Annotated in this window: 22 protein-coding genes; 10 read left to right on the top strand and 12 right to left on the bottom strand. The window is 66.3% G+C overall.

All coding sequences use genetic code 11. The features are described 5' to 3' along the window. Positions 1–17: 17 nt before the first annotated feature. From Pla175_RS01165 to Pla175_RS01185, 5 genes are all read right to left on the bottom strand, one after another. Positions 18–677: an SIMPL domain-containing protein gene (locus Pla175_RS01165; protein WP_145280499.1), complete on the bottom strand. Its 660-nt coding sequence runs from the start codon at positions 675–677 to the stop codon at positions 18–20. Beyond that, a complete protein-coding gene (locus tag Pla175_RS01170) occupies positions 674–907 on the bottom strand; it encodes a hypothetical protein (RefSeq protein WP_145280502.1) in 234 nt (77 codons plus the stop codon). Before Pla175_RS01170 ends, Pla175_RS01165 begins: the two co-directional genes overlap by 4 nt. A gap of 19 nt (positions 908–926) precedes the next feature. Next, positions 927–2,777: a hypothetical protein gene (locus Pla175_RS01175; protein WP_145280504.1), complete on the bottom strand. Its 1,851-nt coding sequence runs from the start codon at positions 2,775–2,777 to the stop codon at positions 927–929. A gap of 132 nt (positions 2,778–2,909) precedes the next feature. Beyond that, complete coding sequence (locus Pla175_RS01180; protein WP_145280506.1) at positions 2,910–4,055, bottom strand: ABC transporter permease; 1,146 nt, start codon at positions 4,053–4,055, stop codon at positions 2,910–2,912. Positions 4,056–4,136: 81 nt separating this feature from the next. Beyond that, positions 4,137–5,000 carry a hypothetical protein gene (locus Pla175_RS01185; RefSeq protein ID WP_145280508.1) on the bottom strand — a complete coding sequence of 288 codons (864 nt, stop codon included), beginning with the start codon at positions 4,998–5,000 and terminating at the stop codon, positions 4,137–4,139. 90 nt (positions 5,001–5,090) lie between these two features. On the opposite strand from Pla175_RS01185, the gene Pla175_RS01190 reads away from it, so the two are divergent. Next, positions 5,091–5,564: a DUF2780 domain-containing protein gene (locus Pla175_RS01190; protein WP_145280510.1), complete on the top strand. Its 474-nt coding sequence runs from the start codon at positions 5,091–5,093 to the stop codon at positions 5,562–5,564. A 10-nt stretch (positions 5,565–5,574) separates the two neighbouring features. Here Pla175_RS01190 and Pla175_RS01195 read toward each other — a convergent pair whose 3' ends face one another. Further along, positions 5,575–6,705 (bottom strand): Fic family protein, encoded by a 1,131-nt coding sequence (locus tag Pla175_RS01195; RefSeq protein ID WP_197527187.1) that lies wholly within the window; start codon positions 6,703–6,705, stop codon positions 5,575–5,577. A gap of 179 nt (positions 6,706–6,884) precedes the next feature. Here Pla175_RS01195 and Pla175_RS01200 point away from each other — a divergent pair, with 179 nt between their 5' ends. Continuing rightward, positions 6,885–9,263 carry an ATP-binding protein gene (locus tag Pla175_RS01200; RefSeq protein WP_145280515.1) on the top strand — a complete coding sequence of 793 codons (2,379 nt, stop codon included), beginning with the start codon at positions 6,885–6,887 and terminating at the stop codon, positions 9,261–9,263. Positions 9,264–9,402: 139 nt separating this feature from the next. Further along, on the top strand, positions 9,403–10,191 hold the full coding sequence (locus Pla175_RS01205) for an HTH domain-containing protein (RefSeq protein WP_145280518.1): 789 nt from the start codon (positions 9,403–9,405) through the stop codon (positions 10,189–10,191). Between the two features lie 386 nt (positions 10,192–10,577). Here Pla175_RS01205 and Pla175_RS01210 read toward each other — a convergent pair whose 3' ends face one another. Both Pla175_RS01210 and Pla175_RS01215 read right to left on the bottom strand, forming a co-directional pair. Then, entirely contained in the window at positions 10,578–12,053 is a 1,476-nt protein-coding gene (locus tag Pla175_RS01210) for a succinate CoA transferase (protein ID WP_145280520.1), read from the bottom strand. 172 nt (positions 12,054–12,225) lie between these two features. Continuing rightward, positions 12,226–12,774: a hypothetical protein gene (locus Pla175_RS01215; protein WP_145280522.1), complete on the bottom strand. Its 549-nt coding sequence runs from the start codon at positions 12,772–12,774 to the stop codon at positions 12,226–12,228. A 265-nt stretch (positions 12,775–13,039) separates the two neighbouring features. On the opposite strand from Pla175_RS01215, the gene metF reads away from it, so the two are divergent. Continuing rightward, positions 13,040–13,915: a methylenetetrahydrofolate reductase [NAD(P)H] gene (gene metF, locus Pla175_RS01220; protein ID WP_145280524.1), complete on the top strand. Its 876-nt coding sequence runs from the start codon at positions 13,040–13,042 to the stop codon at positions 13,913–13,915. Between the two features lie 174 nt (positions 13,916–14,089). Here the strand turns inward: metF and Pla175_RS01225 are convergent, their stop codons facing one another. The 3 genes from Pla175_RS01225 to Pla175_RS01235 form a co-directional block, all read right to left on the bottom strand. Further along, positions 14,090–14,329 (bottom strand): hypothetical protein, encoded by a 240-nt coding sequence (locus Pla175_RS01225; protein WP_145280527.1) that lies wholly within the window; start codon positions 14,327–14,329, stop codon positions 14,090–14,092. 540 nt (positions 14,330–14,869) lie between these two features. Next, a complete protein-coding gene (locus Pla175_RS01230) occupies positions 14,870–16,960 on the bottom strand; it encodes an outer membrane protein assembly factor BamB family protein (RefSeq protein ID WP_145280529.1) in 2,091 nt (696 codons plus the stop codon). A 275-nt stretch (positions 16,961–17,235) separates the two neighbouring features. Next, positions 17,236–18,867, bottom strand: a complete 1,632-nt coding sequence (locus Pla175_RS01235; RefSeq protein ID WP_145280531.1) for a hypothetical protein — start codon at positions 18,865–18,867, stop codon at positions 17,236–17,238. Between the two features lie 261 nt (positions 18,868–19,128). Between Pla175_RS01235 and Pla175_RS01240 the strand changes: the two genes are divergently transcribed. Further along, positions 19,129–20,589, top strand: a complete 1,461-nt coding sequence (locus tag Pla175_RS01240; RefSeq protein WP_145280534.1) for a serine/threonine-protein kinase — start codon at positions 19,129–19,131, stop codon at positions 20,587–20,589. A 234-nt stretch (positions 20,590–20,823) separates the two neighbouring features. Here Pla175_RS01240 and Pla175_RS01245 read toward each other — a convergent pair whose 3' ends face one another. Beyond that, positions 20,824–21,018, bottom strand: coding sequence for a hypothetical protein (locus tag Pla175_RS01245; RefSeq protein ID WP_145280536.1), 195 nt, complete (start codon positions 21,016–21,018; stop codon positions 20,824–20,826). 283 nt (positions 21,019–21,301) lie between these two features. On the opposite strand from Pla175_RS01245, the gene Pla175_RS26725 reads away from it, so the two are divergent. The 5 genes from Pla175_RS26725 to Pla175_RS01265 all read left to right on the top strand — a co-directional run bounded on the left by Pla175_RS26725 (position 21,302) and on the right by Pla175_RS01265 (position 26,034). Continuing rightward, complete coding sequence (locus tag Pla175_RS26725; RefSeq protein ID WP_261342798.1) at positions 21,302–21,430, top strand: hypothetical protein; 129 nt, start codon at positions 21,302–21,304, stop codon at positions 21,428–21,430. Between the two features lie 112 nt (positions 21,431–21,542). After that, positions 21,543–21,809, top strand: a complete 267-nt coding sequence (locus Pla175_RS01250; protein WP_145280538.1) for a hypothetical protein — start codon at positions 21,543–21,545, stop codon at positions 21,807–21,809. Between the two features lie 125 nt (positions 21,810–21,934). Next, positions 21,935–23,614, top strand: a complete 1,680-nt coding sequence (locus tag Pla175_RS01255; RefSeq protein WP_145280540.1) for a hypothetical protein — start codon at positions 21,935–21,937, stop codon at positions 23,612–23,614. Positions 23,615–23,862: 248 nt separating this feature from the next. Continuing rightward, positions 23,863–24,480 (top strand): hypothetical protein, encoded by a 618-nt coding sequence (locus Pla175_RS01260; RefSeq protein WP_145280542.1) that lies wholly within the window; start codon positions 23,863–23,865, stop codon positions 24,478–24,480. Between the two features lie 246 nt (positions 24,481–24,726). Further along, entirely contained in the window at positions 24,727–26,034 is a 1,308-nt protein-coding gene (locus Pla175_RS01265; RefSeq protein WP_145280545.1) for a citrate synthase, read from the top strand. Positions 26,035–26,186 lie beyond the last annotated feature (152 nt).

Here is a 26,186-nt window from a genome sequence, read left to right on the forward strand (position 1 = left end):
ATATACCGCCGTTCAACTCAGGCGACGGAAACTTTGGCAAACCCATCAACTACAAATTCAGCGTTCACCGTGGCCATAACCGTTGCGGTGTGAGTCAGGCTCAGGCTGTCAAGCGAGGCGGTCGATCTCGCCTTCACGCGCATGGCTAGCCCCGATTCGTCCGGGACGCGGATGTTCGTGTCTAGCCCAGATACGTCGTAAGACAGCTTGTGAACGCCTAGCAGTGGGACTTCGAGTGACGCGGCCATCGCCATGGCCGCATCTTTCGCCGAGCGAACAGCAGTGAGGATCAATTGACGTTTGATCTGGTCGAGTTCTGCGTACTGCCACGCCACAGACAGAATCTTCGAGTTTTTTTGCGAAGAGACTGCCGTCAGCATGCGACCGAGCAGTTCCGTAGATCGGCAATCAATCAGTATTTGGTACGTGGCGGACGAGGACTTTGTCAGAAGCCCGCTCTCTACTTCACTTGAAACAGAAAGCAGGCGGATATCATCCTCTGAAAGTCCGACCTCTTTCAGTGCGGAGACCAAGCTCGCGACTTCGGCGGCCTTCTTGAATGCCTCCGCGCCGGTGAAGAACGACTGCCCGGCGATTCGCGCGGTTAGTTGGGCGCCGACGGCAGTGACGACCGTCGACGACGTTTCCCGAACGCTGATGAGGTGGAGGTCGTTCATTGATTGAGGCGTGCTCTGCTGCCGGTCGTGAAGCGCCCCGCCCGAAAGTCGGCCCGTGCCTCTTCCAACTTCTCACGGATTTCTTCGTCCGACAACGCGGGCCCCGCCGGCGGCGCCTCGACGATGCGAACCACCCGGTTTGTCTCGGGGTCCACCAGCTCCGCGATCCCGTCCCCTGCATCGACTAGGGCAAGCAGGGCGGTAGTCAGCGATACGAGGTCGGTTTGCATCGGTCGTTCTCCTGCCGGACTACGTTCTCCACACCCTAATGCTACTCGTCGGCAGAGCGAATGCAAAGAGAACCGCCACCACCCACCCCGCCGGTTCCGGCACGCTCGCCACGGCGCCCAGCCCCGCGCTCCCCTCGCCAAAATGCGCCCGCCACACCTGGTAGTCGCGTGCATCAACCACGCCGCTCAGGTCGCCATCCGCGGCGAGGCCCAGGCCTGCTGTCCCGAGTGTGTCGCGCCACACTGTGTAATCGGCGGCGTCGACGAAGCCGTCGGCGTTGTAGTCGCCGGGGGGTGGGCCGAGGGTGAAGGCGAAGTTGTCGAGGTCGATCGTGGGGGAGTTGAAGAACGTGCCGCCGAACAAGATCCGCACCGTGAGCGTTTCGACCGCGTTGCGCACCGAGAGTGGCAGCGCGAGCGATTGCGCGATCCAGCCGGCGGTGGTTGTTGTGGCGCTGATCGTCGCCAGCAACGACTCGCCCACCAGCACTTGCAGCACGTCGTCGCTGCTGGCGGCGCCGATCCGCAGGTCGAAGTCCAGCGACAACGCGTTCTGTGGGATGTAGGTCAAGTTGTGCGTACGCGATTCGGCGCTGCCGTTGAGGCGCAGGAACCGCTCGGGGCCGCTCTCCACGATGCGGGCGCCCGAGTCGCCCCCGCCGCCGTGGTGGTTCCAGCCGGCCACCAGCGTGCTGTTCACGGCGCCGTCGTCGAAGCCGCCGTTGACGATCGTGCCGGGCTGGTAGTCGGGGGCGAAGCGGGCGGTGTTGATCGTCTCGCTGGTGAGCCCCAGTGAGGCTAGCCCCGCGGTGTTGGGCGTGCCGTTGGGGCTGCTTAGCAGCGACTCGGTGTGCTCGTGGTCTTGGCCCGGGCCGAAGAACGCCGGCGCCGGCAGCGGCACGCGGCTGGGGTTGTGGATGCTGTGGGCCCAGCCGGTAGTGTTGTAGTTGAAGTTCGGTGTGGCCGACGCGGCGGTTCCTGCGGGCCGCGCGCCGAGCACCGTGCCGCGATAAAAAGTGTTCCAGGCGTAGCCGTGGTCGCTGTCGGTGCTGAACGTGCCGTAGGGGTTGCCGGGGGGCAGCTCGTCGGCGGCGTCGAGCAAGCGGTTCGTGGCGCCGGGGATGGGCCGGCCCTCGGGGTCGGCGGTCACCAGCGAGGAGAGGCCCCCCTGGTTGCCGCGGGTCTGGTAGTAGACGTCCGACTCGGCGACGTTGTCCCACATCGTGACCCCGTAGCCGGCGGGCTTGCCCAGGTCGAACAGCCGGGCCGCCTGGTCGTAGGTCGGCACGTCCGACTGGTCGAAGTCGTGCGGATCGATCAGCGTCACTTGATCCACCGTCACCCCGTAACCGGCGAGCCGCTCCACCGCTTCGCTAGTGACGGCCGTGCCGAAGCTGTGGGCGATGAACTGCACCGGCGGCGCCGAGCGGGTGAGCGGATCGAACAGCCCCAGCTCAACGCCGATCGCGAACAACGCGTCGCCGCTCGACTCGCCCCACCGCGGGCTGGTTTCGTTGCTCTCGGGCGCCCAGTCGTACAGCAGCACCACGTGGCCTGAGAGGCCGCTGGCGCCGGCGGCGGGCAGCACGCTGGTGCCGGTGGCGAATACGCCCGTGCCGCCGTCGCTGGTCAGGTCGTAGTCGAACAGCCACGCATTGGCGCCGGCCGTCCCCAGCCGGCCGCGGATGTCTTGGGCCAGCGGCAGCATGTAGCCGCCGCCGTTGTTGGTGGCGGTGAAACCGTGCGTGATGATGGTCACGCCGGTAATGTTCTGCCCGGCCAGCCGCGCGGCGCCTTGCTGGACGGAGAGTTGGGCGCGAGCGGGGATAGCGCAGCCAGCAACGAGCAGCAGCATCAGCAAGTAGCGCATCGGAAGTCCCTCTCCTGGCACATCGGTCACAACTGGCCCGATTGTCGTCGGGGGTCTCAGGAAGAAGCTACCAGATCGCTCGCGCGTCCCCAGCCCCCAGCCCCCAGCCCCCAGCCCCGGTCGCGCAGCGACCTAGTCGTGCCGCAGGCCGTCGATGGGCTCCATCCGCGCGGCGCGGTAGGCGGGGTAGGCGCCGCCGATGACCCCCAGCACAAAGGCCACGGCGAAACCCTGCAGGATCACCTCCGGGGCGATCTGGCCGGAGATGATCCGCGCCCCGGCGGGGGTGAGTGCTAGCAGCCGGGTGATGAGCACGCCGCCGAGCGACCCCACCACGGCGCCGGCGGCCGCCATGCCCACGGCCTCGGCCAGCACCAGGCTCATCACGCGGCTGCGGCGCCATCCCACGGCGCGCATCATGGCCAGCTCGCCGGTGCGCTCGAAGACCGCCATCAGCATGGTGTTGAGGATGCCGACCGCGCCCACGATTAGCGCCACCGTGCTGGTGAGCCAGGCGAGCGACTTGGCGATCCGCATCTCGGCGGAGTGCGCCGCAAACTGCTGCGAGTCCGACACGGAGAGCTTGCTCCCCGCGGCGGCCAGCGCGCCGTCTTCCGCCGTGATGCGCTCGCGGAGCTGCTGGATGCTGTGGGGGTCGGTCTTGCCGGCGTGGACGCCGAACAGCGTGACCTCCCCCTCGCGCAGCATCAGCTCCTGCAGGTCCGCGAGCGCCATGATGATAGCGCCGTTCTCGTTGACGTTGGTCGACTCGCACACGCCGGCCACGGTGAAGGTTTCGCCGTCGATGACGTCGATCGGGTCGCCGACGGCGAGCTTGAGCCCCTCGGCCAGCGCGTGGCCCACCAGCACCTCGCGCCTGCCGTCGCTGCGCAGCCGCTTGCCGGAGGTGACCTTAAACTGCTGCAGGATGAACTCGTCGGGGCTGAGCCCCAGCACGGGGACGCCGAAGTTGTCGCCGCCCAGGGCCACCACGTCCATCAGCATCGCGGCCACGCTGTCGACCCCTTCGACGCGGGCCAGTTCTTCGCCGATCGATTGCGGCAGCACGCTAGAGACCTGCTGCAGCTTGCCGCTCTGCAGCACGATCAGGTCGACGCCGCGGCTCTCGTACACGTCGCGCAGCGACCGCTCAAAGCCGCTGGCGATCCCCACCAGCGCCACCACGGCGCCCACCGCCACGGCCACGCCGGAGATGGTTAGCAACGACCGGACGGGCCGGTTGAAGATGTTGGCCCAGATCAGTCGGCTAAAACGCATAGGGGAGGGGCGAGGGGCGAGGGGTTAGGGGCGAGGGGCGAGGGGCCAGGGGCGAGCGATGCGCCTCGGGGATCGGCGAGTTTATTCTGACGGACTCGCCGCTTGGATCGACTTAGCCAGCTCCGACGCGAGCTGGAAGAGCGTTTGCTTGTCGAACTCTGCTAGCGCCGCCACCTCCGCCATCTTAGGGGAGAACTTGGCGCGGTCCGCGGCCGGCAGGCTCTCGACCGCAAACGCCCGCTCGCCGGGGATGCCGAGGGTGAACTCGCGGCCGTCGACGTGCAGCCGGCGGCGGTCGATGTAGCCCGAGGGCATCCAGACGAACGAGTCTTCCACCAATCGCCGCCGGGCGGGGTCGGATGCGTCGATCAGCCACACGGCGGTCGCCAGGTCGCCGGTCTTGGGCGAGCACCACACGAAGTGCCGGACGACGCGCTCGACGTGGCGGCCGTCGTCCGCCATCAACGCGGGCACGTCAAACACCACGGCCGAGTCGTAGCGGGCGACGCGGGTGATCGCGTCGAGCTTCTTGATGATGCTCGGCATCGCCTGCCGGCCGACGAAGCCGATCTCTTGCGACTTGGCGTCGACCGTGCGGTAGGCGCCCCGCCAGGGGATCATCACCCCGATCGCGACCCGCCCCAACCGGTGGGCGCCGGCCTGGTTGCGATCGACACTCGCCATCACCACCGTGCCGAACATCTGCGCGTACTTCGACACCAGCCCGCTGGCGGCGCCGGTGTCGCCGCTGCTGATCGACAGCGTGGCGACGATCGGCAGGTGGGTCCAACCCGCGGGGGGGGCTTCGGTGAAGTCGAGCCCCGCCGGCACGCGGTCGATGGGCGCCGGCTGGAGGTCGAGCCCCCCGGCGGCAGCAGCCAAACGGTCCGCCGCGAGGGTTAACCCGATCGCGACGCAGGTCAGCAGTAGCGAGTAGCGTGGCACCTGCCTGTCAGCCCCGTACCTAATAGTTTGCCGAAAAACTGCGGGGTTTGCGTCGCGGAATACTTTCAAAGCCCGCTGATTACCTCGATAATGCCGCCGGCCGAAACGAACCGCGTCGCCGTGCAACCCTCTAGGAACGTAACCATGAGCCTTGTCGATGATCTTGTCCAGCAGCTAGGGGTCTCCGCCGATCAAGCCGAGGGGGGCACGGGGCTGATGATGAAGCTGGCAAAGGAAAAGCTCAGCTCCGGTGACTTCTCGCAAATCTCAGAACTCATCCCCGGGCTCGACGGCATGCTGGGCAAGGCGCCCGACCTAGAAGCGCCCAGCAGCGAAGCGGGAGAGCAGGGGGGGATGCTCAAGGCCCTGGGGGGCATCACCAAGCAGCTCGGCCTGGGCGACATCGGCGAGAAGCTGGGCGACCTGGCGAAGGTCGCCAAGGGCTTCGAATCGCTCGGCCTCGACACGGCGATGATCAGCAAGTTCGCCACCGCGATCCTGGCGTACCTGAAGAGCCAAGGGGGCGAGCAGGTAGCGGCGATCTTGAAGAACGTGCTGAAGTGAGGGCCGGGCGCTAGGCCGACGGTGCGTCGAGCAGGTCGGTTATCGGCTTGGCGACGTATACCTTGTTGCGCCGCTGCCCGGTGATCTCTGTTAGAAAGCCGGCTTGTATCAGCCGCTCGACGTTCTTCTGCGCGCCCCGGTAGCTCGATAGCCCCATCGTCTCCATCGCCTGATTGACGGTGGTGACGGGCGTCGCGAAGAGCGCATCGACCAAGGTAAAGAGCCGCGACGACTGCCCCGATTCCTGCAGTTCCTGCCGCGTCTGTTCACGCAGGGCCAGCAAGCTGCGTGCTCGTCGGGCCGCGTCGCGGGCGACGATGCCCACGCCCTCGACAAAAAAATCGACCCACGCAAGCCAATCTCCGCCGCGGCTTATCCCCAGTAGGCGGTCGTAGTATTCGCGGCGGTTGTGCTCGAAGTGGGCGCTGAGGTACAGCAACGGGTCGGGCAGCAGGCCCGTCTCGGCCAACATCAACGTGATGAGAATGCGGCCGATGCGCCCGTTGCCGTCGGCAAAGGGATGGATCGCCTCGAACTGGTAGTGGGCGATCGCGATATCCACCAGCACCGGGAACGTCCGTGGCCCGTTGACGTACCGCTCTAGGTTGCTGGTGAGCGCCGCCAGTTCAGCGGGAGGCGGCGGAACAAAAGTCGCATCGGCGATGTGCGTCGACCGGCCGATGAAGTTCTGTTGCCGGCGGAACGCTCCCGGCTCGACTCCCGGCCGCCCCAGCCCATCAAACAGCCGCTCGTGCATCTCGCAAAACAAGCGATGCCCGATCGGAAGCTTCGGCAGCAGCGCGACGCCGTGGCGCAGCGCAGTGACATAGTTGTGCACCTCGCGCGCGTCGCGGTCGTCCCCTGTCTCGTCGGCCAAGGGCGACCGGTTCTGCTTTTCAAACACGTAGAGCTGCTCGAGCCCGGTGCGTGTCCCCTCGATCCGGCTCGAAAGCACCGCCTCACGTCGGCTGAAAGGCTCGGTTACGAGCCCCGCGTTCGGGAGCGTTGGCAGCACGGCACGCAGCTCGCCGATCGCTAGAATGGCCTGGTCGTGCTTCCACTGAAGAGCAGAGTCGATCTCTAGTTTGGGCGGCAGATCGTTCGGGCGAAAGGCGAGAACTTCCGCGTCCGTGGGCACCATTGTGCCTGTCGGTGTTGACGCAAAGGCTTCTGTGGGAAAGACTTGTGACATGGATCGAGCCTTATTGCACCCAGGTTCAACACGTCAGCATCCAGGCAATCATAGTTTACTACAATGCGATTTGAGTGCAATAAGATCTTTCTTTCGCCGCGTTGTGCTTCTCTAGGCAACTACTGACCATGCCCAACCTCGACGACCGCAACTCCTTCTACCTCGGCCGCGACCACGACCTCGCCACCGGTCAGACCTCCGCCACGCCGCTGCTGTACGACTCGAAGCACCTGACCACGCACGCCGTGTGCGTCGGCATGACCGGCAGCGGGAAGACGGGGCTGTGTGTGTCGCTGCTGGAAGAGGCGGCGCTGGACGGCATCCCGGCGATCGTGATCGACCCCAAGGGGGACCTCGGCAACCTGCTGCTGGCGTTCCCGAAGCTGCGGCCCGAGGACTTCCGCCCCTGGATCGACCCGGGCGAGGCGGCCCGCAAGGGGGTCGACCCCGATGCGTTCGCCCAGCAGACCGCCGACTTGTGGCGCGACGGGCTGGCCAAGTGGGACCAGGGGCCCGAGCGGGTGCAGCGGTATGTCGACTCCGTCGAGCGGATCATCTTCACCCCCGGCTCGTCCGCCGGCGTGCCGCTGACCGTGCTGCGTAGCTTCAACGCGCCGCCGCAAGAGTTGATCGACGACGTCGACCTGTACCGCGCGCGGGTCGGCTCCGCGGCGTCCGGCTTGCTGGCGCTGTTGGGGATCGACGCCGACCCGGTGCGTTCGAGCGAGCACATCTTCCTATCGAACGTGTTCGACCACGCCTGGCGAGCCGGGCGCGACCTGGGGATCGAACAACTCATCCGCGAGATCCAGCAGCCGCCGTTCGACAAGGTGGGGGTGATGGAGCTGGAGTCGTTCTTCCCCGCCAAACAGCGCGCCGAGCTAGCGATGGCGCTCAATAACCTGTTGGCCTCGCCGGCGTTCGCGGGCTGGATGCAGGGCGCCCCGCTGAGTGTGCCCAACCTGCTGCGTAGCCCGGAAGGGAAGCCGCGCGTGTCGATCTTGTCGATCGCCGACCTGGACGACGCGCAGCGGATGTTCTTTGTCACCATCCTGCTGAACGAGGTGCTGGCCTGGATGCGCACCCAGCCCGGCACGGGGAGCCTGCGGGCCATCTTGTACATGGACGAGGTGTTCGGCTACTTCCCGCCGGTCGGGGCGCCGCCGTCGAAGCTGCCGATGCTCACGCTGCTCAAGCAGGCGCGTGCGTTCGGGTTGGGGGTGGTGCTGGCGACGCAGAACCCGGTCGATCTCGACTACAAGGGCCTCTCGAACTGCGGCACGTGGCTGCTGGGGCGGTTGCAGACCGAGCGCGACAAGGCCCGCGTGATGGAGGGGCTCGAGGGCGCCAGCGCCCAGGCGGGCGCGCAGTTCAACAAGCAGGAGATGGAGCGGACCCTCGCCGGGCTGGGGAGCCGGGTGTTCCTGATCAACAACGTGCACGAGGACGCGCCGCGCGTGTTCCACACCCGCTGGGCGATGAGCTACCTGCGGGGGCCGCTGTCGCGCGAGCAGGTGAAGACGCTGATGGACCCGGTAAGGGATACGCTGGCGCCGCCGGTTGTTTCTTCCGTAGAAGCTCCGCTCCCTGACGGTCGCGGCTCGAGGCGACCGATCGTTCCGCACGGGGTGACGGAGCGCTTTGTCCGGTACGAAGAGAAGCTCCCGCGCGACGCCCAGCTTACTTACCAGCCGGCCCTCTACGCCCACGCCAAGGCGCACTTTGTGCGCACCACGGGAGAGGACATCGACGTGTGGCGAGACCTTTACTGGACGGCGCCGCTTGCCGACGAGGCCGCGGCGGGGGTCTGGAGCCAGGCGCAGCGGCGCGACGACGCGCTGACCCTGGCCGAAACGCCGACGCTAGAGCTCCCGTTTGAAGAGTTTCCGAGCGGGCTGGTCTCGGAAAAGGCCTTCAAGCAGCACGGCCGCGACCTCGAAGAGATGATCTACCAGTCGGAGCGTCTGCGGCTGTGGGAGTGCGCGGCGCTGGGCGAGCGGTCGGGCCTGGACGAAGAAGAAGCCGCCTTCCGCCAACGGCTCGAAGGCGCGTGTGATCGCAAGCTGAAGGCCGAGATGGACGCCATCGAAACGGCGTTCGCCGCGAAGATCAAACGCGCCGACGCGTCGGTCGCCAGCAAGCAGAAGAAGTACGACGAGCAAAACTCGCAGTTCTGGGGCCGGCTGTTCGGCTTTGTGTGGAAGCTGATCGACCTGGCGCTCAGCGCAATCCAGGGCAGGGCCGTCAGCCGCCGCTCCAGCTCCTCGGCCACCGCCGCCCGCCAAGCCGCCACCGAGCGCGGCCAGGCGCAACGCGCCAAGGCCGACCTCGACGAAGCCACCGCGGCCCGCGCGGCGCTCGACGAGCAGCTCGACGCCGCGAAGGTCGAAGCGGCGCTCAAGTACGACCCCCAGCGGCTGGTGCTCGAGCCGATCGAGATCGCCCCGCGGAAGAGCGACATTGATGTGGAGTCGCTGGTGCTGGTGTGGCTGCCAGCAGAGAGGTAGGTCAGGCTGTGCCCGACATGGAGCGGAGCAGATGTTGCTTCTCAGAAGCCGGCAGGCGGGGCTTGTCGTGCATGGCTATGATGCGTAGCGAAGATCGTGATAATTTCGTGGAGTCAATCCTAGATCAGGGCCCTTAGCAATGTCAGATAATCTTCCGTGGAAGACCGCCATCCTCAAAGTTTTGACCGAGCAGGGTGAGGCGATGCACTACACCGACATTGCCGAAGTGATTGTCGATCAAGAGCTTCGCGAAGCGCTGGGCGCCACTCCAGCAAACTCAGTTAATTCGATCATTAGTTTATCGATTCGGGAGGACTACGACTCGCCCTTTTACAAGGCAGGTCGTGGACTGTTCGGACTCAAGATCCATCAATCCATGGCTCCTTCGGTCGATGTTCCGATGGGTGACGCCATTGAGGAAGCCGATGGCGAATCGGATAACATGATCATTCAGGCTCTGGGTATGTTCTGGCTTCGTCAGAATGTTTACTGGAAGTCGGCTCCGTCCATCTTGGGTCGCCAACAGGTTGGCGCCGATACGGTTGATTTTACGGATCAGCGGGGAGTCTATTTGCTCCATGACCGACGCGATGTTGTCTATGTCGGTCGCAGCGTAGATCGAGGCCTCGGTCAGCGTCTGTTCGAGCACACCCAGGATAGACTCAATGGTCGTTGGGATCGATTCTCGTGGTTCGGGCTCTGTGGAGTCGATGACCACGGCCATCTAACCCGCCCGTTGCTGTCATGTGATAGCAACTTGATAATTCATGCATTTGAGGCAATCTTGATCGAGTCATTAGAGCCGCCACAGAACCGCCGACGTGGCGATAGTCTGAACGCGGCTGAGTTTATGCAAGCGCGTGACCCGGAGATCGATCGACGGCAGACTCGCGACCTGTTGCAGCAAGTCATGGCGAAACTCGACTAGCGTCGGCAGTGTAGCCATCTCACTCCGTGAGATGAATCCGCTCACGGAGTGAGCGGCCTACGTTGGCCCCATCGTCCCTTCCGCCAAGAAAGTAGGGTGCGATGAAGCGCAGCGCAATCGCACCTCGGCCGTTCGAGCGGGATGGTCCCCGCCGCTCAAGTGCGCGCGTAACCAGCCCGACGGGCCGGCGCCGCGAGAATGAATCGCAAGCGACGCTTCGATGCCGCCGGCGGGGCGACCGCCAACTCATCATGCGGTCGGCAACGTGCGATTGCGCTGCGCTTCATCGCACCCTACTGGTTGGCGGTGAGTGGCACATCGTCACGGATGTGCAGTAGCGTAGCCATCTCACTCCGTGAGATGACGCCGCTCACGGAGTGAGCGGCCTACGCCGGCCCCATCGTCCCCTCCGCCAAGAACCTCTGGTGCATCTCAAAACATTTGCTCAGGTCCTGCCGGATGTGGCCCGGCGGGCACTGCTCCAGGTAGCGGTACAAATAGTCGCGGTAGCTGGGGTGGGCGCAGTTTTCGATGATCGCCTTGGCGCGGGCCGCGGGCGCTAGGCCGCGGAGGTCGGCCAGACCTTCGTCTGTGACCAGCACCTGCACGGAGTGCTCGTTGTGGTCGCAGTGGCTGACCATGGGGACCACGGCGCTGATGGCGCCCCCCTTGGCGGTGCTGGGCGCCACCAGCAGCGACAGGTAGGCGTTGCGGGTGAAGTCGCCCGAGCCGCCGACGCCGTTCATCAGTTGCGTGCCGACCACGTGCGTGCTGTTGGCGCAGCCGGTGAGGTCCATCTCTAGCACCGTGTTGATGGAGATCACCCCCAGCCGGCGGACGATGCCGGGGTTGTTGGACACCTCTTGCGGGCGGAGCACGATCCGCTGCGCGAAGAAGTCCATCTGGTCGTACACGCGGGCGAGCCGCTCGGGGCTGAGCGTCAAGCTGGTGGCCGAGGCGCCCAGCAGCCGGCCGCGCTCCATCAGGTCGACCAGCGCGTCTTGGAACACCTCGCTGTACATCACAAACGGCGGCACGTCGTCCGCGGCGCCCAGGCCGGCCATCACCGCGTTGGCGATGTTGCCGACGCCCGACTGCAGCGGGAGCCACTCCGGCGGGATCCGGCCCGCGGCCCGTTCTTCTAGCAAGAACCGCACCACGTGCTGGGCGATCCGCTCGCTGCGTTGGTCGGTCGCCGAGAACCCCGCCACGTTGTCCGGCTCGTCGGTTTCCACCACCGCGACGATCTTCTTCGGGTCGACCGACGCGTAGGGGACGCCGATCTTCTCGGTGGCGTGCTCGATGGTGATGGCGCGGTGCGGCGGGCGCGGCGGGATGGCGATGTCGTGCATCTCTGCCAGCCGGTGCGACTGGGCGCGGTTCACCTCAACGATCACCCGCTCGGCGTTGCGCAAGAAGCTGGGCGAGGCGCCGACCGAGGTGCTGAGGAACACCCGCCCGTCGCGCATCACGTCGACCGCTTCGACGACGGCGAAGTCGAGCGTGCCGAAGAACCCGCAGTCGACCATCTGCGGCAGGTGCGACAGGTGCATGTCGACAAAGTCGACCTCTTGCCGGTTGATGCGCTGCCGCAGCGGTTTGCTGCTTTGGTAGGGCGCCCGCCAGGCGATGGCGTCTGCCTCGGCCAGCGCGTCGTCGATGGCCGCGCCGGTGCTGGCGCCGGTGAGCACGCGGAGCCGCATCGGCTGGCCGGCGTCGCGGAGCCCCGCGGCGCGGGCCGCCAGCGCGCGGGGCACGGCCTTGGCGGCGCCGGCGGGGGTGAACCCGCTGAAGCCGATCGTGGCGCCGGGGGGGATGAGGGCGGCGGCCTCGTCGGCCGTCATCTGAGGGAACGTGTGCATCACTAGGTCTCCGCCAAGAAGAGCGTCTGTCTATGACGATACGGCGCAGCGGCGCGGCGCTGTAGGGTGCGACGGAATGTCGCCCATCGTGCAGCCATCCCACTCCGTGAAATGACGCCCGGAGTGTAGCCATCTCACTCCGTGAGATGAGGCCGCTCACGGAGTGAGATGGCTACACCGACGCCGGTTGTTCGCTCAGGCGCTGGAGCGATGCCCGCACGTCGCGGCAGACGTCGTCGAGGCCGTCGATTAGCTCTGCTTCGTTGGGGGCCAACCCTTCTACCGTGTCGGCGAGCGACTGCTGGGGGGCGCCAGCGCCCGGCTGCGTGGCCGCCTGTTGATGGAGCTGCCGGTGCGCGTCGTCGAGCTCGCGGGAGAGCCTCTGGTTGGCCGCCAGCATCTCGCGGACGACGCCGGCTACCAGGTCGGTCAGCGGCAGGCCCTGGTGGGTGGGGCTGGGGCAGGTGTCGCCGTGCGTGTGCTGCACGTCCTGCAGGCGGCGGTCGGCGTGGCGGAGCTGCTCGTGGTGCTGGCGTACCGAGTGCGTGACGGCGCCGGTGATCCGCCGCAGGTCGGCCGCCAGGCGGCGCGCCTCGGCCTTGTCGGTCGAGGCCCCCTCGGCCCGGCGCCGAGCGAGCCACAACCCCACCACCACCCCGGCGCCCAACTGGGCGACGGCAAGCAGCAGGGCGATGATCAGCACGGTCGGGCCAGAGAACATAACAAGCTTCGCGGGGTCGGAGTGGGTGGAAGGGGTCCGAAACCCTACGTCGCAGGCGCCCGCGGTCTGCTTTTCCAGCAGCCGCCGACCAAAGGTTGGCGCGTCCGAAGCGCCGGTTGAAGCGGTCGTAGGGGCGCCCCGGGGGGTGCTCAGGGGCTGCTCAGCGGGCTTTTCGCCCTCCGCTCTGGAGGTATTTTCGTTGGTTTTGCAGGGGGCTGCCGGTTGGTAGAGTAGTGGGGAACTTTCAACCATCCCGAGAGCTGCCTTGAAGACCCTCCGCGACGCGTACGCCGGCGGCCGATTCGGCCTGTCGTTCGAGCTTTTCCCCCCCAAGAGCCCCGCGGGCGAAGCGGCCCTGTTCCACCACGTCGGCCGGCTGGTGGAGTTCGAGCCGAGCTTCATCACCTGCACCTACGGCGCCGGCGGATCGACCCAGCAGAAGACGCTGGAGATCGTCGCCAAGGTGCGTAAGGATTTTGACCTCCCGGTTGCGACCCACCTGACCTGCGTCGGCCTGACGGCGGACCAACTGCGGGACTACCTGCGCCAGGCGATCGAGGCGGGCGTGCTGAGCGTGGTGGCGTTGCGGGGCGACCCGCCGAAGGGGGAGACCGCGTTCACCAAGACCGCCGGCGGGTTCGGCTACGCCAACGAGCTGGTGGCGATGATCCGCGGCGAGTTCGCCGAGATGGGGATCGCCGTGGCCGGCTACCCAGAGAAGCACCTCGAGGCCCCCGACCTGGCGACCGACCTGGCGAACCTCAAACGCAAGATCGACGCCGGCGCCGACGCGGTCATCACGCAGCTCTTCTACCACAACGAAGACTTCTTCCGCTTCCGCGACGCCTGCGACGCGGCCGGCATCACCACGCCGATCGTGCCGGGCCTGCTGCCGGTGACCAACTTCGCCCAGATCCAGCGGATCACCGCGCTGTGCGGCGCCAAGCTGCCGCAGCCGTTCATCGACAAGCTGTCGGCCGCGGGCGACGACGACGACGCGCAGTTCCGCGCGGGGGTCGAGTTCGCCACCGAGCAGACGCAGCAGCTCATCGAGTCGGGCGTCGCCGGCATCCACTACTACGTGCTCAACAAGAGCGAAGCGGCGAGCGAGGTGCTGCGGGCCGTGACGCTGCCGGCGTAGCGTTTAACCACGGAGCCACGGAGAGCACCCAGACGGACGGAGGGGGAACCGCCGATGGACGCGGATGAACGCCGATACGAACGATCTAGGATTCGAGTGGGGTGGCTGGGGTCGAAGGCGTCAGCCTGAGCCCCCAGCGGCGGCTCGAACTACTCTCGGCGTAACGGTTACCGGTTACATCAGCTCGACCGACGTAACCTGCTCTGTGTCCAGATCGACCTTGAGCACGATGGACGGGGGGTCGGTTGTTGCGCTGCGCCCCGTGCAACCATCGTACGCTAGTTCTACTTCCCAACGGTCGGTCGTAGCGCCGACCATTCTTGCAGCGATGCAGGGCCCGTGCCGGTAGCCGTTCTCCGCCACCGATCGCTCGGCGATCTCCACGGCGAGCGCGATCTTGGCCGTCGTAGCCATGGAAAAGCCTCAATCCCTTCGACTAGTCATCGAGCGATTTCTGACTGCGCATTCTCGACAAGACACCACGCTTGGAATACGCACTCCTCGCAGAAAAGTGCTCTTGACTTTGCTTCGTGGCACTTCGATCCAGGCGTCAATTCGCGGCCACACAGAATGCACAAGTCCCGTTGTGCCGCGGATGTGAGGGGGGACGAGAACGGGTTCTCATTAACGTCATTCGGTGAATTAGTAGGATTCAAATGGGGAAGTAGGACGGGCACTTGCGCCGCGATTTCCTTCAGGCAATCGGCGCAAACCAGAAACCCTTCATATCCCTCGATCAACGGTTTGGCTTCCGAGTATCCACGACTGCAAAGGCCGCACCGAGCTTGCCTTTCTCCATGCAGGAGCATACTCAATCGACGTAGAAGCGATGCCAAGTCTTCTGCCTACTGTTAGGGGCTCGAACCGCCGTCGCCATCTCAGTGGCGACCGCCTGGGGGCTCCGCTTCGCTGCGACCCCAGGCACCCGCTACGAGAGCGTGAACGTATCCGCGTTCATCCGCGTCCATCGGCGGTTCCCCTCACGTCCGTCTCTGTGCTCTCCGTGACTCTGTGGTTAACCCCGTCCCCCAGCTCCACGCAAACCACCGACCGCTCCCCGCGCACAAACAGCCGCGTCCCCACCAGCGCCGGGTAGCAGTACAGGTCGGCCTGCTCGGAGTCTTCGAAGAGCCGGGCGCGTGACAGGACGTTGAGCTTGTCGCTCCGCGGATCAACCAGCAGCAGCTCGCCGCCGTGGCCGAGGATCAGCAGCCGGTCGTCGGTCGCCAGCATCGGGGCAAAGCCGCGGACGGCGCGGTCGCGGCCTTGGTAGAGGGTCTTGAAGCCCGCCGCGGGGTCGAGGCACAGCAGCTTGTCGGCCGCGCCGAACACCCGGCCCGCCGCGACGATGGGGGTGGCCGTGTCGCTGCGCAGGGCCATCGTCTGGGCCGCCGGCTCTGGGACGATGCGGCCCGTTTCATCAAAATCGTACAGGCGGGCGCCGTTGTTCTCGGTGACCACCAGCAGCCGGTCGCCGAGCTGCTGCGGCGTGGGGACGTTGAAGTCGCCCGGCTGCGGGGGGTCGAGGCGCCACAGCTCGGCGCCGGAGTCGGGGTCGAAGCCGCGGAGGCTGGTCTTGTCGTAGGCGATCACCTGGTGGACGCCAGCGAAGGTCGCCTCGCAGATCGACGCGTACGCCAGCCCCGCGCCGGCCGCCTGCCAGACCAACAGGCCGGTCTCTGCTTCGAGCGCCACGAGGTTGAACTGGGTCGCGCCGGTGTGGACGATCAGCATGTCCCCCACCAGCAAGGGGGAGCTGCACGTCCCCCACACCAGCTCTTCTTCGGCCAGAAAGTCTCGCCGCAGGTTCGTCTGCCACAGCACCGCGCCGGAGGCGAGGTCGGCGCACGTCAGGTCGCCGAACGCGCCCAGCAGGTAGACCTTGTCGTCCGCGATCAGCGGCGTGGCCCGCGGGGCGTTGTCGTAGTCCAGCAGCCCCGGCGCGGGGTACTCAACGGTCCACAGCGGTTCGCCCGTGCCGGCTTCGAACGAGCGGAAGACGTCCATCGCGTTGGCGGCGTCGCGGTCGCCCAGCACCACATGGTGCTGGGTAGCCGCGAGGCCGCCAAGCCCGGACCGCAGCAGCGGCTGCTGCCAGACGATCGGGGGCGACTCCGGCAGCCGGTCGGGGAGCCAGGGGGCGCGGCCGTTGCGGTCGGGGCCCATGAACTGCGGCCAGTCGGCCGACGCCTGCGGCTCGCTCTTGGTCTGCGTCGCGTGCTCTTCGATCGGCACAAAGCCGGTGAGCGTCTCGAGCGCGATGATCAGCTTCGGATCGCTCGCCATGTCCAACAGCGCGGTGCGGAGCCGTTCTTGCTGAGCCGCGTCGAGCCGGTCGCTGGCCAGCGCGGTCACAAAGGGCACCGGCGCCGTCTCGGCCACCACGCGCAGGTCTCCCTTCTTGATCGTGCCGCACCCTTCCAAGAGCGGCGCGGCGTAGCTGCTGATCACCGCGGCGGCGCGCTCTGAGTCGCCCCACTCGATGATCTTGCAGGCGCCGTCGCTGCACGCGCTGGTGGTCTCACGCTCGGCCGGCGGCGGGACCGCCACGCCGGCCGACTCCAGCAGCGCCAGCGGCGCGGCGTGCTTCTCGCTGCACTCGGCCGGTCCGAACAAGATGCGGTAGCCCTTGAGGTCGGACGCCTTCTTGGCGGGGTCGGCGGAGCGGACGACGATCAGCCCCGTCTGCGTGGTCGAGCCGTCCTTGCCGGTGAGCCGCGCGAGCGCCGTGACCTTCATCCCCAGGGCCTTGGCGTCGGCCCGGGCGACCGAGTCTTTGCCGACGACGATATCGATGGCGTCGCAGTCGTCGCGCTCTAGGGCCTTCTGGAACGACTCGGCAAAGACCACCTTTACCGGGCGGTCGAGCTTCTCGGCCAGGTACACGCCTAGTTGGTCGTAGTCCCGCTGGGCGTACCCCTCAACACAGGGGCACGACAGCGGCGCCGCCAGCGGGTCCATCACCAGCAGCGTCAGCTCGCCCGGCGAGGCGGCGTTGGCGGCAAGGGGCGCGGCGAGCGCGCACGCGAGCAAGAGCCGGAGCATGGCGGTCTCCTAGGGAAAAACGAACCACGGATACCACGTCGCTTCCTTGCAAGGAATGGCCACGGATCAAGAATGGCAACGAAAAGGCACAAAAACGTTCCGGTTGCCAACTCCAATTGACCGTCAATGAAACGCCTGTTCATTGAATTGATAATTGGGGCCTTGGAATCGATCGTTTTCCGTCTTTGTGCTTTTTGTGCCTTTTCGTGGCAATCGTATCCGTGGCCATTTCTTCCGTGGAAACGTGCTATCCGTGGTCAGAGCGTCAGAATCATCTACTGGCCGCTGAGCAGCTTCAGCACGCCCACGATCGGGCTCGATGAGCCCTGGGCGGGCGTCTCGGTCGTGTGGACGTCTTCTTCGTGGCTGGCTTCTTCGTAGCTGGCCTGCGCCACCGGCTGCGCCGCGTCTCCGCTGATGCGGTCCATCCGCACCACGTGGTGGCGGTTGACGTCGATCATGTACACGTGGTCGCCGTCGCTGCTGACGCCGATCGCTACGTTCTTGCAGCCCGGCACCAGGTCGACCTTGCCCACCAGGCCCAGCAGCTCGCCGTCGGGGCTGTAGCGCTTGATGCGGCCGGTGTCGTCTTCGGCGGTGTACACCGCGCCGCCGGGGCCGAACGCTACGTTCATCGGGTTGCAGCAGCTACCGAAGCCCTCCAGGCTCGTGCGGTCCCCGGTGCCCCAATGCTTCTCGGCCTCGCCGTCTAGGTTGTACCGGCTTGCGCGGTGCTTGCTGTTCTCGGCCACAAACAAGCCGCCGTCGCAGGCCTGCACGTCCATCTGCCCGCAGCAGCCGCTCAGGCCCTTGATGATCACCTCGCCGTCGGCGAACTGGTCGTCCATCTTCCACACCTCGTAGCCGTAGCCCACCGTTGAGCGGCAGGCGACGAACACGTGGCCCCCCGCAGAGCTGACCGAAGAGACCGCCATCTTCGAACGCAGCGCGGCCTCGATCTGCTGGTCGACCTGCTCGTCGGTCAGCGGCTTGGTCTCGCCCATCTGCGAGATCATCGTGTCCCACTGCTCTTGCATCCGCTTGTACTGCGTGAGTTGACGCTTGAGCACCGACGTACGCGCCGCGAGCACCGCCTGCTTGCGGCCGGCGGCTACGTCGTCTTCGTCCTTCCCGTCTTTTTGCTCTTCGTCGGCCTTGAGCGCTTCGAGCTGTTGGGTCACCTCTTCTAGTTGCTGCTCCGCCTTGACGACCAGCTCGGTGTACCGATCGGCCTGCTGGGTGTACATCTTGGCCGTCCGTTCGTGCTGGGTGACGATTTGCTCGCGGAGCTTGCCCCGTTCTTCGTCGCTCATCCCGCTTACGTGGGGCGCCTTGGCGCGGTGTAGCTGCTGGCCGTCGATGGTCATCCGCACCAGCTCGCCGGCGCCGGCCACCAGGATGTTGCCGGACGGGTCGACGTTGATCGCGTCGGGGGTGAACGGCAGCGGCAATGCGGCCACCAGGCCGCCGGACGGGTCGAACACGCGGACCTCGTCCTTGTTCTCTGCCTTGCTGTCGCTCGCGTGGCAGCCGATCAGCAGGTTGTCGTTCCCGGCGATGCAGAAACACTCGGCGGTCACTTGGGCGTGGCCCGGCACGTTGGCTTTGATGATGCCGGTCTGCTTGTGCGTGGCGGCCACGCCGTCGGCCGCGCTCTTCGTGGCGGGCGCCACGGCGACTACCTGGGAGGTTTCCGTCTCGCAGGGCTGCTCGGCGCAGGCCTCGGCCTCTTCGCACGCCTGGGCTTCACAGGCCGGCGCGCGGGCGGCGTCGAACATGGTGTCGGCCGACGCCTGCTGGGCGTCCGCGCCACCCGTGTCGGCAGTGGCAGAGTGATGGGTCCACGCGACCAGGCCTACCGCTAGGGCGAGGCCGAGCCACAACTTGCTGGTGTCTGCGCGTAGCATCACGACTGCCTCCATGAGGACGAGATGGGTTTGCCGGCATCGCGGCGACCTTAACTCTACCGGTTTCGGCTGGCCAATGGAAAGCTATTCCCGCGAAAAATGGCGAGCCGCCGGCGTCAGCGGGCGGAGGACCCCTTACGGGGGGCCCAGTGCCGGGAAAGCTCCGGCGGCCGACGCCGACGGCTCGCCTTGGGGGGGCGGCTGCGTACACTAGAGGTGCCGGAGGTCCTCCCCACCCAACCTGTCTGATAGCACCCTCACGTGACCGACCTCAACGGACAGCAGCTAGGGGACTACCGCGTTCTGCGTCGGTTGGGGCGCGGCGCCATGGCCGAGGTGTTCCTGGCGGAGCAGCTATCGCTGGGCCGCCAGGTGGCGCTCAAGGTGCTGGGGGAAGAACTGGCCCGCGACCCGACCTACGTCGCCCGCTTCCAGCACGAGGCCCGTGCCGCGGCACGGCTGGTGCACCCCGGCATCGTGCAGATCTACGAGGTCGGCTGCTGCGACGGCCGCTACTACATCGCCCAGGAGTACGTGCCGGGCCGCAACCTGGGGGAGCTGATCGAACGCGACGGCACCCTCCCCGCTGGCTTGGTGCTGGGCGTGCTGCGGCAGACGGCCGCCGCGCTGGCCAAGGCGGCCGAGCAGGGGATCGTGCACCGCGACATCAAGCCAGAGAACCTGCTGCTGAGCCGCAGCGGCGAGGTGAAGGTGGCCGACTTCGGCCTGGCCCGCGTCGACCAGCCAGACGGCGTCAAGCTGACCCAGGTCGGCGTGACCATGGGCACCCCGCTTTACATGAGCCCCGAGCAGGTGGAGGGCAAGCACCTCGACCCCCGCAGCGACATCTACTCGCTGGGGGTCGCGGCCTACCACCTGCTATGCGGCCAGCCCCCGTTCCAGGGGGACACGCCGCTGGCGGTAGCGGTGAAGCACCTCCGCGAGAAGCCCGAGCCGCTGGTCGACCGCTGCCCCGACCTGCCGGTGGCGCTGGCGCGGATCATCGAGCGGATGATGCAGAAGAAGCCGGAGGATCGCTTCGATTCACCGAGCGAGCTGCTGTCCGAGCTGCGGGCCCTGACCCGGACCGCGATCGACGAGGGGTGGACCGAGACGGGGGACGACGGCGCCGCGTTCGAAACCCTGGCGCTCACCGGCGCCTCGCCCGCGGCGACGCGGCGACTGGATCAATTGCTGGGGGCGACGGCCCAGCTCGACCTGCAGCGCCCCAAACGCCGCGGCTGGATGCTGGTCGTGGCCGCCTGCTTGCTGGCCGGCCTAGCGTTTGGCGTGGCGACGCGCCCCAAGCCGCTGCTGGCGGGGGTGGGCCAGCAGCCGATCGCCAAGCCGGACGTCGCCAGCCAACTGCTGCACGCCAAGTTTGTCGACAACGAGGCGGCCTGGCTGCTGGTGATGGAGCGGTTCCCCGACGCCGACTTCAACTACCACTACATGGCCAAGCAGGGCCTGCTGCGGCTCTACCTCAGCCAAGACCAGAACGGCAAGGCCGAGCGGCTGGCCCGCGAGCTGGCCAGCGCCAGCGAAGACCAGATGCCCACCCGCGTGTTCGGCAAAGCCGCCGAGGTAGTGCTGGCCGTGCGCGCCGGCGACGCCGTCGCCGCCCGCACCGCCTGGGCCCGCTTCCCCCAGCCTGAACGCGGCCTGCTGGACGGCGACATGGCCCGCCGCCTCGACGAAGCCGTCCAACAAATGGGCCTGTAGCGGCTGCGCCGCGGGGTGTGTCCGCCTGCGGCGGACGGGGAGTGTGGCTGCGCCACGGGGGGTGTTCGCTACGCGAACGGGGCTGGGGGACGCGCAAGCGATGGAGCGGGGTGGCTGTCGGGCATCGCTTGCGCGTCCCCCCAGCCCCGGGCCGAAGGCCCAGCCGCGTAGCGGCGAGCCCCGTGGCGCAGCCACACTCCCCGTCCGCCGCAGGCGGACACACCCCCGCGTGGCTCACACGGCGGCTTTCTGGCCGCGGTTGGCACGCCGCCGGAAGTGTGGCGCCGGTTTTGGCGCGGGCTTGACGCTCGCTTCGGGGCGGCGGGTGCGGATCTCGCCGAGCCGGTCGCCGACCAGCATCCAGGCGATCATCGTCCACACGAAGACAAACGCCGCCATCGGGGCGACGTGGGCAAGGTCGTACAACATGGCGGGACCGCTGAAGTTTGCGGTGCGCCCATCCAATGGCGGGGCGCCCGGGCGGTCCGTGCCCAGGCGGCGGCCCTGAGGCCGGCTATCCAAGTGCCATCGGCGCGGCCGCGAGCCGCGGTTGAGCCGGGGTCCTCGGCCCCCTACAGCCCGAACTCTCGGGCGCAGCAGCAGTGGCCATAATCTTGCTAATCGGCGATTGAAAATAGCCACTCGATGGCGCATGCTAGCGGCCGTTAAGTGTTCAGGTGTTCACTATCTCTTCGCCGCCAGGAGCCCCCCCGTGGACCCACCGCTCTCGATTTATGCGCCGCTCGACTGGGACGACATCGACTGGGACCTGGTTCTGCCGGAAGACCCGCCGGAGCCGGACCTACGCGACTTCTGCGTCGACGATGCAGACGCAGGCTAGGGCTGACGCCTAACCACGGATGACACGGATCGCACGGATCGGTCTGCCCCAAACCGATCCGTGCGATCCGTGTCATCCGTGGTTCAGTTCTCTCACACTTGAAGGCTTTACGTTGCTCGCGATCGAAACCATCCAAGAAGTACAGCGGCTGCTCGCGATCGGGGAGCTCTCACACCGCTCCATCGCTCGGCAGGTGGGCTGTAGCCGGGGCGTGGTCGACCAGATCGCCTCGGGCCGCCGCGGCGCGTACGGCCGCGGCGAACCCGAGGCGCCGCCACCCCCGCTACGGCGCTGCCCCGGCTGCGGCGGCCAGGCGCGGGGGGCGTGTGTTTATTGCCGGGCGGTGGAGTACCGGCGGCGCAAAGGGCGTGCGGCTTGAGGGGAACACAATGGTGCGGGTTAGCCGAGGAAATAACTCCCCGTTGCTCTTTACGCCTCGGGAATCGCAATCTAACGTCGGGCAACTTTCTTCCGAGCGATCCACTGCAAGAGCCTTTGCTCGCTATGCGCAACCCCTGCACAATTCTCCTTCTCCTTATTCCACTCTGCTCCCAGGCGAGAACCCTGGTTGTCGATGTGGTTAGTGATGAAGTTTTCCAACCAGACTTCTTAGGCGATGCGCCCAACTTCGGCGCCTTCATCACCTACAACGACGAGCTCTACTTCACTGCGTCTATCGGCCAGGAACCGCTCGGCCACCCCAGCCACAGACTTTTCAAGACCGATGGAGAGACGCTCACCCGCTTCGAGGTCGATCCGGGGTTCCATATTGGAACACAGTTCGTAGAGTTCCAGGGTTCGCTCTACTTTCGCGGCGATAGCGGCAATGGCATCGAGCTGTTCCGTACGGACGGCGTCGACCTAGTGGAATACGACCTCAGCGACGACGAATCGGGCTCTTGGCCACGCAATTTCGAAGTGGTGGGCGATCGGCTCTATTTTGGCGCGAATCGTCTCGGTTCGGACGGAACCGGTGGGCCGTCGTTAATGGTGCTCCAGGATTCGGTTGGCTCCGTCGTGGCAGACGTGCAGGTGGACACGAGCTATGCGTGGCACGCGTCCGTCGATGATACGCTCTACTTTTCCGCAAACGGGTCTGACGGGTACGAGGTGTACCGGACGGACGGGCAGGACGTTTCGCTTGTAGTCGATGCGAACCCGGGACCGGGAGGGTCAAATCCAAGGCCGGAAGGTGTTCTGAACGATGCGTTCTACTTCACCGCGGAGGACGCCGGGGGCCGGGCGCTCTATCGAGCCACCCCTGAGTCGGTTGCGCAAGTCCTCTCGTCCGATGTGCGACTGAGCGCGGGCCTCCGGGACTTTGGTGGGCGCCTCTATTTCAGCGCTGATCGGGGAAGTGGCTACGAGCTCCAGCAAACCGACGGAGGAGAAGTGCGGCAGTTCGACCTCAATCCAGGTCCGCAGAGCTCGAACCCCTTAACGTACGGGGGCGCTGTGCTAAACGGGCAACTCTTGCTCCCCGCGACCGGACCCGAAGGAGCCGCGCTGTTCGTGTTCTCGGAACTGGGCGACTTGGTGCGACGGATCGACATAGGAGACAGCCAGCGGCCGAGCGCAGTGTATTTCCAGGAAGCCCACGGAAGTCTCTACTTCTCTGTCTTGGGGGATGGTGTGGCCCGCCTCTACAGAACGGACGGATTCTCCGCGGAGGAAATCTACTCCCCACCTGAGGTTGCAGGCAGAAGGTTTATTTCGGTCTACGATTCAGAATCCCTTGGCGGCGCGCTTTTCGTTCCGGCAACGACGGAGGGGGGCGACGGTCTCCTGCGAATTACCGAGATGGAAGTCGAGGTGCTTGACCTCCTTCCGGGCCAGGCGCGCTCGTACCCGCGAAACCTGGAGGCGCTCGGCGACCAGTTAGTGTTCATGGCAAACGGTCCGGACGGCGAGTCCGTCTACCGCCTTGATGGAGACGGCATTCACGAACTCCTGCGAACAACTCCCTACCTCACTGACATCTACGGCAACGGGCTCTTGGCGCCTGGCGCTACGACGACCCGGTTCGTGCGATTCCAAGACCAACTTCTATTCCTGGCTAACACCCCCAAAGGGTTTCAATTATTTCGGATACAAGCGGTCCCCGAACCGACTACGCTCCATGCCGCGGCGATTGCTCTAGTCGGTTGTGTGCCGCGCCGGTGGCGCCGAAGCAGATCGCAGTAACGAAGTTGCGCCAGATTGCGTCGCGTCCCTCCAGCTTTGTCGGGCGACCTAGGGCCGGCTAGAGGCCCGCAGACGCGTCCCCCAGCCCCGAGCCACGCCGATTGCTGCGCCGGACGGCACCGGATACGCTTCGGGGGTAGTACGCGCGGCGCAAAGGGCGTGCGGCTTGAGCGCGGCCCGCAGGAGGGCGAGGATAGAACCACTGCGACGAGCAGGCTCTCGCGTTGTCATCCCGCCTCGGAACCCACATGCGAACGCTCATCCGCACCCTGTTCGGCGCAGTGATCCTCGGATCGTTGCTGGCGCTTTGGGCGAGCGCGTATCCTGGCGTGTTGGGCGACTTCGGCAGTCAGTGCGTCGTGTTCTGTCTAGTGCGCTGGCCACAGGTCGTTCTGCTGTTGCTTCTGCTGCTGATCTCGCCTTTGCTTTTCTGGAACATACTCCGCAAGGTTTTCAACACTAGTCGCTGCGGCTGGCTAGATTTTTGGTTAGCGTGCACGATCCCCGGGGTGATCGCGCTCGCTTGGCTGACGGCGCTCACGGGCACGCCGAAGCGACTCGGTTTCGAGTACAGCCGCGATGCGTTCGACGCACAGGTTGCAGAAGCACGCCCCTCGGAGCGACCGCTCGCGCTGAACAAACGGTTGGGCATTTACCAGGTGGACGAATGGGCGACCGACCCGCGCGGCGGAACCTACTTCCGCGTCAACTCCGGATGGGATGGAGCGTTTGGGATTAATTTCGTGTCATACGGGTTGGTCAAGGACCCGAACAACAAGGGCACGCCGTTTGGCGCCGCCAGTTACAAGCTCACGCCGATTGACGCGGGCTGGCACTGGTTCCAGGCATCAAGCGACTACCACTGAGCCGAAGGATTGCCCATCTCACACCCGCCTGTCGTCGGAAGCTCAGGAACCCGCACCCCACCGCTTGCGCGTCCCCCAGCCCCCAGCCCCGGGCCGAAGGCCCCGCCGCGCAGCGGCGCGCCCCCGGCCCCCGCGGCGTAGCCGCGCCCGCGCCGATTGCTGCCCCGGACCGCCCCGGATACACTTGGGCGGGTAGTACGCGACGATCGAAGCACGCAGCGCAGCAAGCAGCAAGAAGGGGGCCGCATGGCCGAAGGCACCACGAGTGGCGGGAACGCGAAGCTCCAGTTCGGCGAGAAGTCGATCGACCTCCCCGTAGTCATCGGCACCGAGGAGGAGCCGGCGATCGATATCGCCAAGCTGCGGGGCGAGACCGGGCTGATCACCCTGGACGAGGGGTTCGTCAATACCGGCTCCACCACCAGCGCCATCACCTTCTTGGACGGCGAAAAGGGGATCCTCCGCTACCGGGGCTACCCCATCGAGCAGCTCGCGGCCAACTGCGACTTTGCCGAGGTGGCGTACCTGCTCATCTACGGCGAGCTCCCCACCGCCGACCAGATGCACACGTTCCGCGACACGCTGCGCCAACACACGATCGTCCACGAAGACATCCGCCGGTTCTTCGAGGGCTTCCCTCGAGACGCCCACCCGATGGCGATGCTCAGCAGCGTGATCGCCACGCTCAGCGCGTTCTACCCCGACTCGACCAGCGTCAAGGACCCTCAGCAGCTCCACGTGTCGATGATGCGCCTGCTGGCCAAGACCCCCACGATCGCCTCGTACTGCTACAAGAAGTCGATCGGCCAGCCGTTCATGTACCCCAAGAACGACCTGGACTACTCGCAGAACTTCTTGCGGCTGATGTTCGGCACCCCGGCCGAAGAGTACGAGATCGACCCCGTGGAGGTCGAAGCGCTCAACCTGCTGCTAATCGTCCACGCAGACCACGAACAGAACTGCAGCACCAGCACGGTGCGGATGGTGGGCTCGAGCGACGCGAACCTGTTCGCGTCGATCTCGGCCGGCATCGGCGCCCTGTGGGGCCCCCTGCACGGCGGCGCCAACGAGGCCTGCGTCGCCATGCTAGACCGCATCCGCCGCGACAACGGCAACGTTGAGAAGTACGTCGACATGGCCAAGGACAAAGACAACAACTTCCGCCTGATGGGCTTCGGCCACCGCGTCTACAAGAACTTCGACCCGCGGGCCAAGATCATCAAGGCGGCCTGCGACAAGCTGCTGGCCAAGATGAAGATCAACGACCCGATCTTCGAGATCGCCCAGAAGCTCGAGGAGGCGGCCCTGACCGACGAGTACTTTGTGGAGCGCAAGCTCTACCCCAACGTCGACTTCTACTCCGGCGTCGTGTACCGCGCGCTGGGCATCCCGGTGCCGATGTTCACGGTGATGTTCGCCATCGGCCGTCTGCCGGGCTGGATCGCCCACTGGCTGGAGATGCGCAACTGCCCCACGACCCGCATCAATCGTCCGCGGCAGGTCTACACCGGCGCCACCGAGCGCGATTTCGTGCCGATCGACCAGCGCAAGTAGCGCGGCGTGGCTGAATCAGACGCGCCGGGGGCGGGGACGCCCCGGCTCGCAAACAGACGGCGCTTGTGAGCCGGGGCGTCCCCGCCCCCGGCGCAGTGCGATAGACATGTACGTCGCCTGCTTGGGTGGACCCGTAGTGCCTGCGAGCCGCA

The sequence above is a fragment of the Pirellulimonas nuda genome (genome assembly GCF_007750855.1).
Classification (GTDB): Bacteria; Planctomycetota; Planctomycetia; order Pirellulales; family Lacipirellulaceae; genus Pirellulimonas; species Pirellulimonas nuda.

Bases quoted from the DNA above. Each gene is read 5' to 3' on its own strand.
- Pla175_RS01215 (WP_145280522.1), bottom strand. From the start codon at position 12,774: ATGTTCTCTGGCCCGACCGTGCTGATCATCGCCCTGCTGCTTGCCGTC.
- Pla175_RS01225 (WP_145280527.1), bottom strand. From the start codon at position 14,329: ATGGCTACGACGGCCAAGATCGCGCTCGCCGTGGAGATCGCCGAGCGA.
- Pla175_RS01195 (WP_197527187.1), bottom strand. From the start codon at position 6,705: ATGGTGCCCACGGACGCGGAAGTTCTCGCCTTTCGCCCGAACGATCTG.
- Pla175_RS01255 (WP_145280540.1), top strand. From the start codon at position 21,935: ATGCGCAACCCCTGCACAATTCTCCTTCTCCTTATTCCACTCTGCTCC.
- Pla175_RS01180 (WP_145280506.1), bottom strand. From the start codon at position 4,055: ATGCGTTTTAGCCGACTGATCTGGGCCAACATCTTCAACCGGCCCGTC.
- Pla175_RS01205 (WP_145280518.1), top strand. From the start codon at position 9,403: ATGTCAGATAATCTTCCGTGGAAGACCGCCATCCTCAAAGTTTTGACC.
- Pla175_RS01165 (WP_145280499.1), bottom strand. From the start codon at position 677: ATGAACGACCTCCACCTCATCAGCGTTCGGGAAACGTCGTCGACGGTC.
- Pla175_RS01260 (WP_145280542.1), top strand. From the start codon at position 23,863: ATGCGAACGCTCATCCGCACCCTGTTCGGCGCAGTGATCCTCGGATCG.
- Pla175_RS01265 (WP_145280545.1), top strand. From the start codon at position 24,727: ATGGCCGAAGGCACCACGAGTGGCGGGAACGCGAAGCTCCAGTTCGGC.
- Pla175_RS01210 (WP_145280520.1), bottom strand. From the start codon at position 12,053: ATGCACACGTTCCCTCAGATGACGGCCGACGAGGCCGCCGCCCTCATC.
- Pla175_RS01175 (WP_145280504.1), bottom strand. From the start codon at position 2,777: ATGCGCTACTTGCTGATGCTGCTGCTCGTTGCTGGCTGCGCTATCCCC.
- Pla175_RS01170 (WP_145280502.1), bottom strand. From the start codon at position 907: ATGCAAACCGACCTCGTATCGCTGACTACCGCCCTGCTTGCCCTAGTC.
- Pla175_RS01230 (WP_145280529.1), bottom strand. From the start codon at position 16,960: ATGCTCCGGCTCTTGCTCGCGTGCGCGCTCGCCGCGCCCCTTGCCGCC.
- Pla175_RS01235 (WP_145280531.1), bottom strand. From the start codon at position 18,867: ATGCTACGCGCAGACACCAGCAAGTTGTGGCTCGGCCTCGCCCTAGCG.
- Pla175_RS01200 (WP_145280515.1), top strand. From the start codon at position 6,885: ATGCCCAACCTCGACGACCGCAACTCCTTCTACCTCGGCCGCGACCAC.
- Pla175_RS01245 (WP_145280536.1), bottom strand. From the start codon at position 21,018: ATGTTGTACGACCTTGCCCACGTCGCCCCGATGGCGGCGTTTGTCTTC.
- Pla175_RS01190 (WP_145280510.1), top strand. From the start codon at position 5,091: ATGCCGCCGGCCGAAACGAACCGCGTCGCCGTGCAACCCTCTAGGAAC.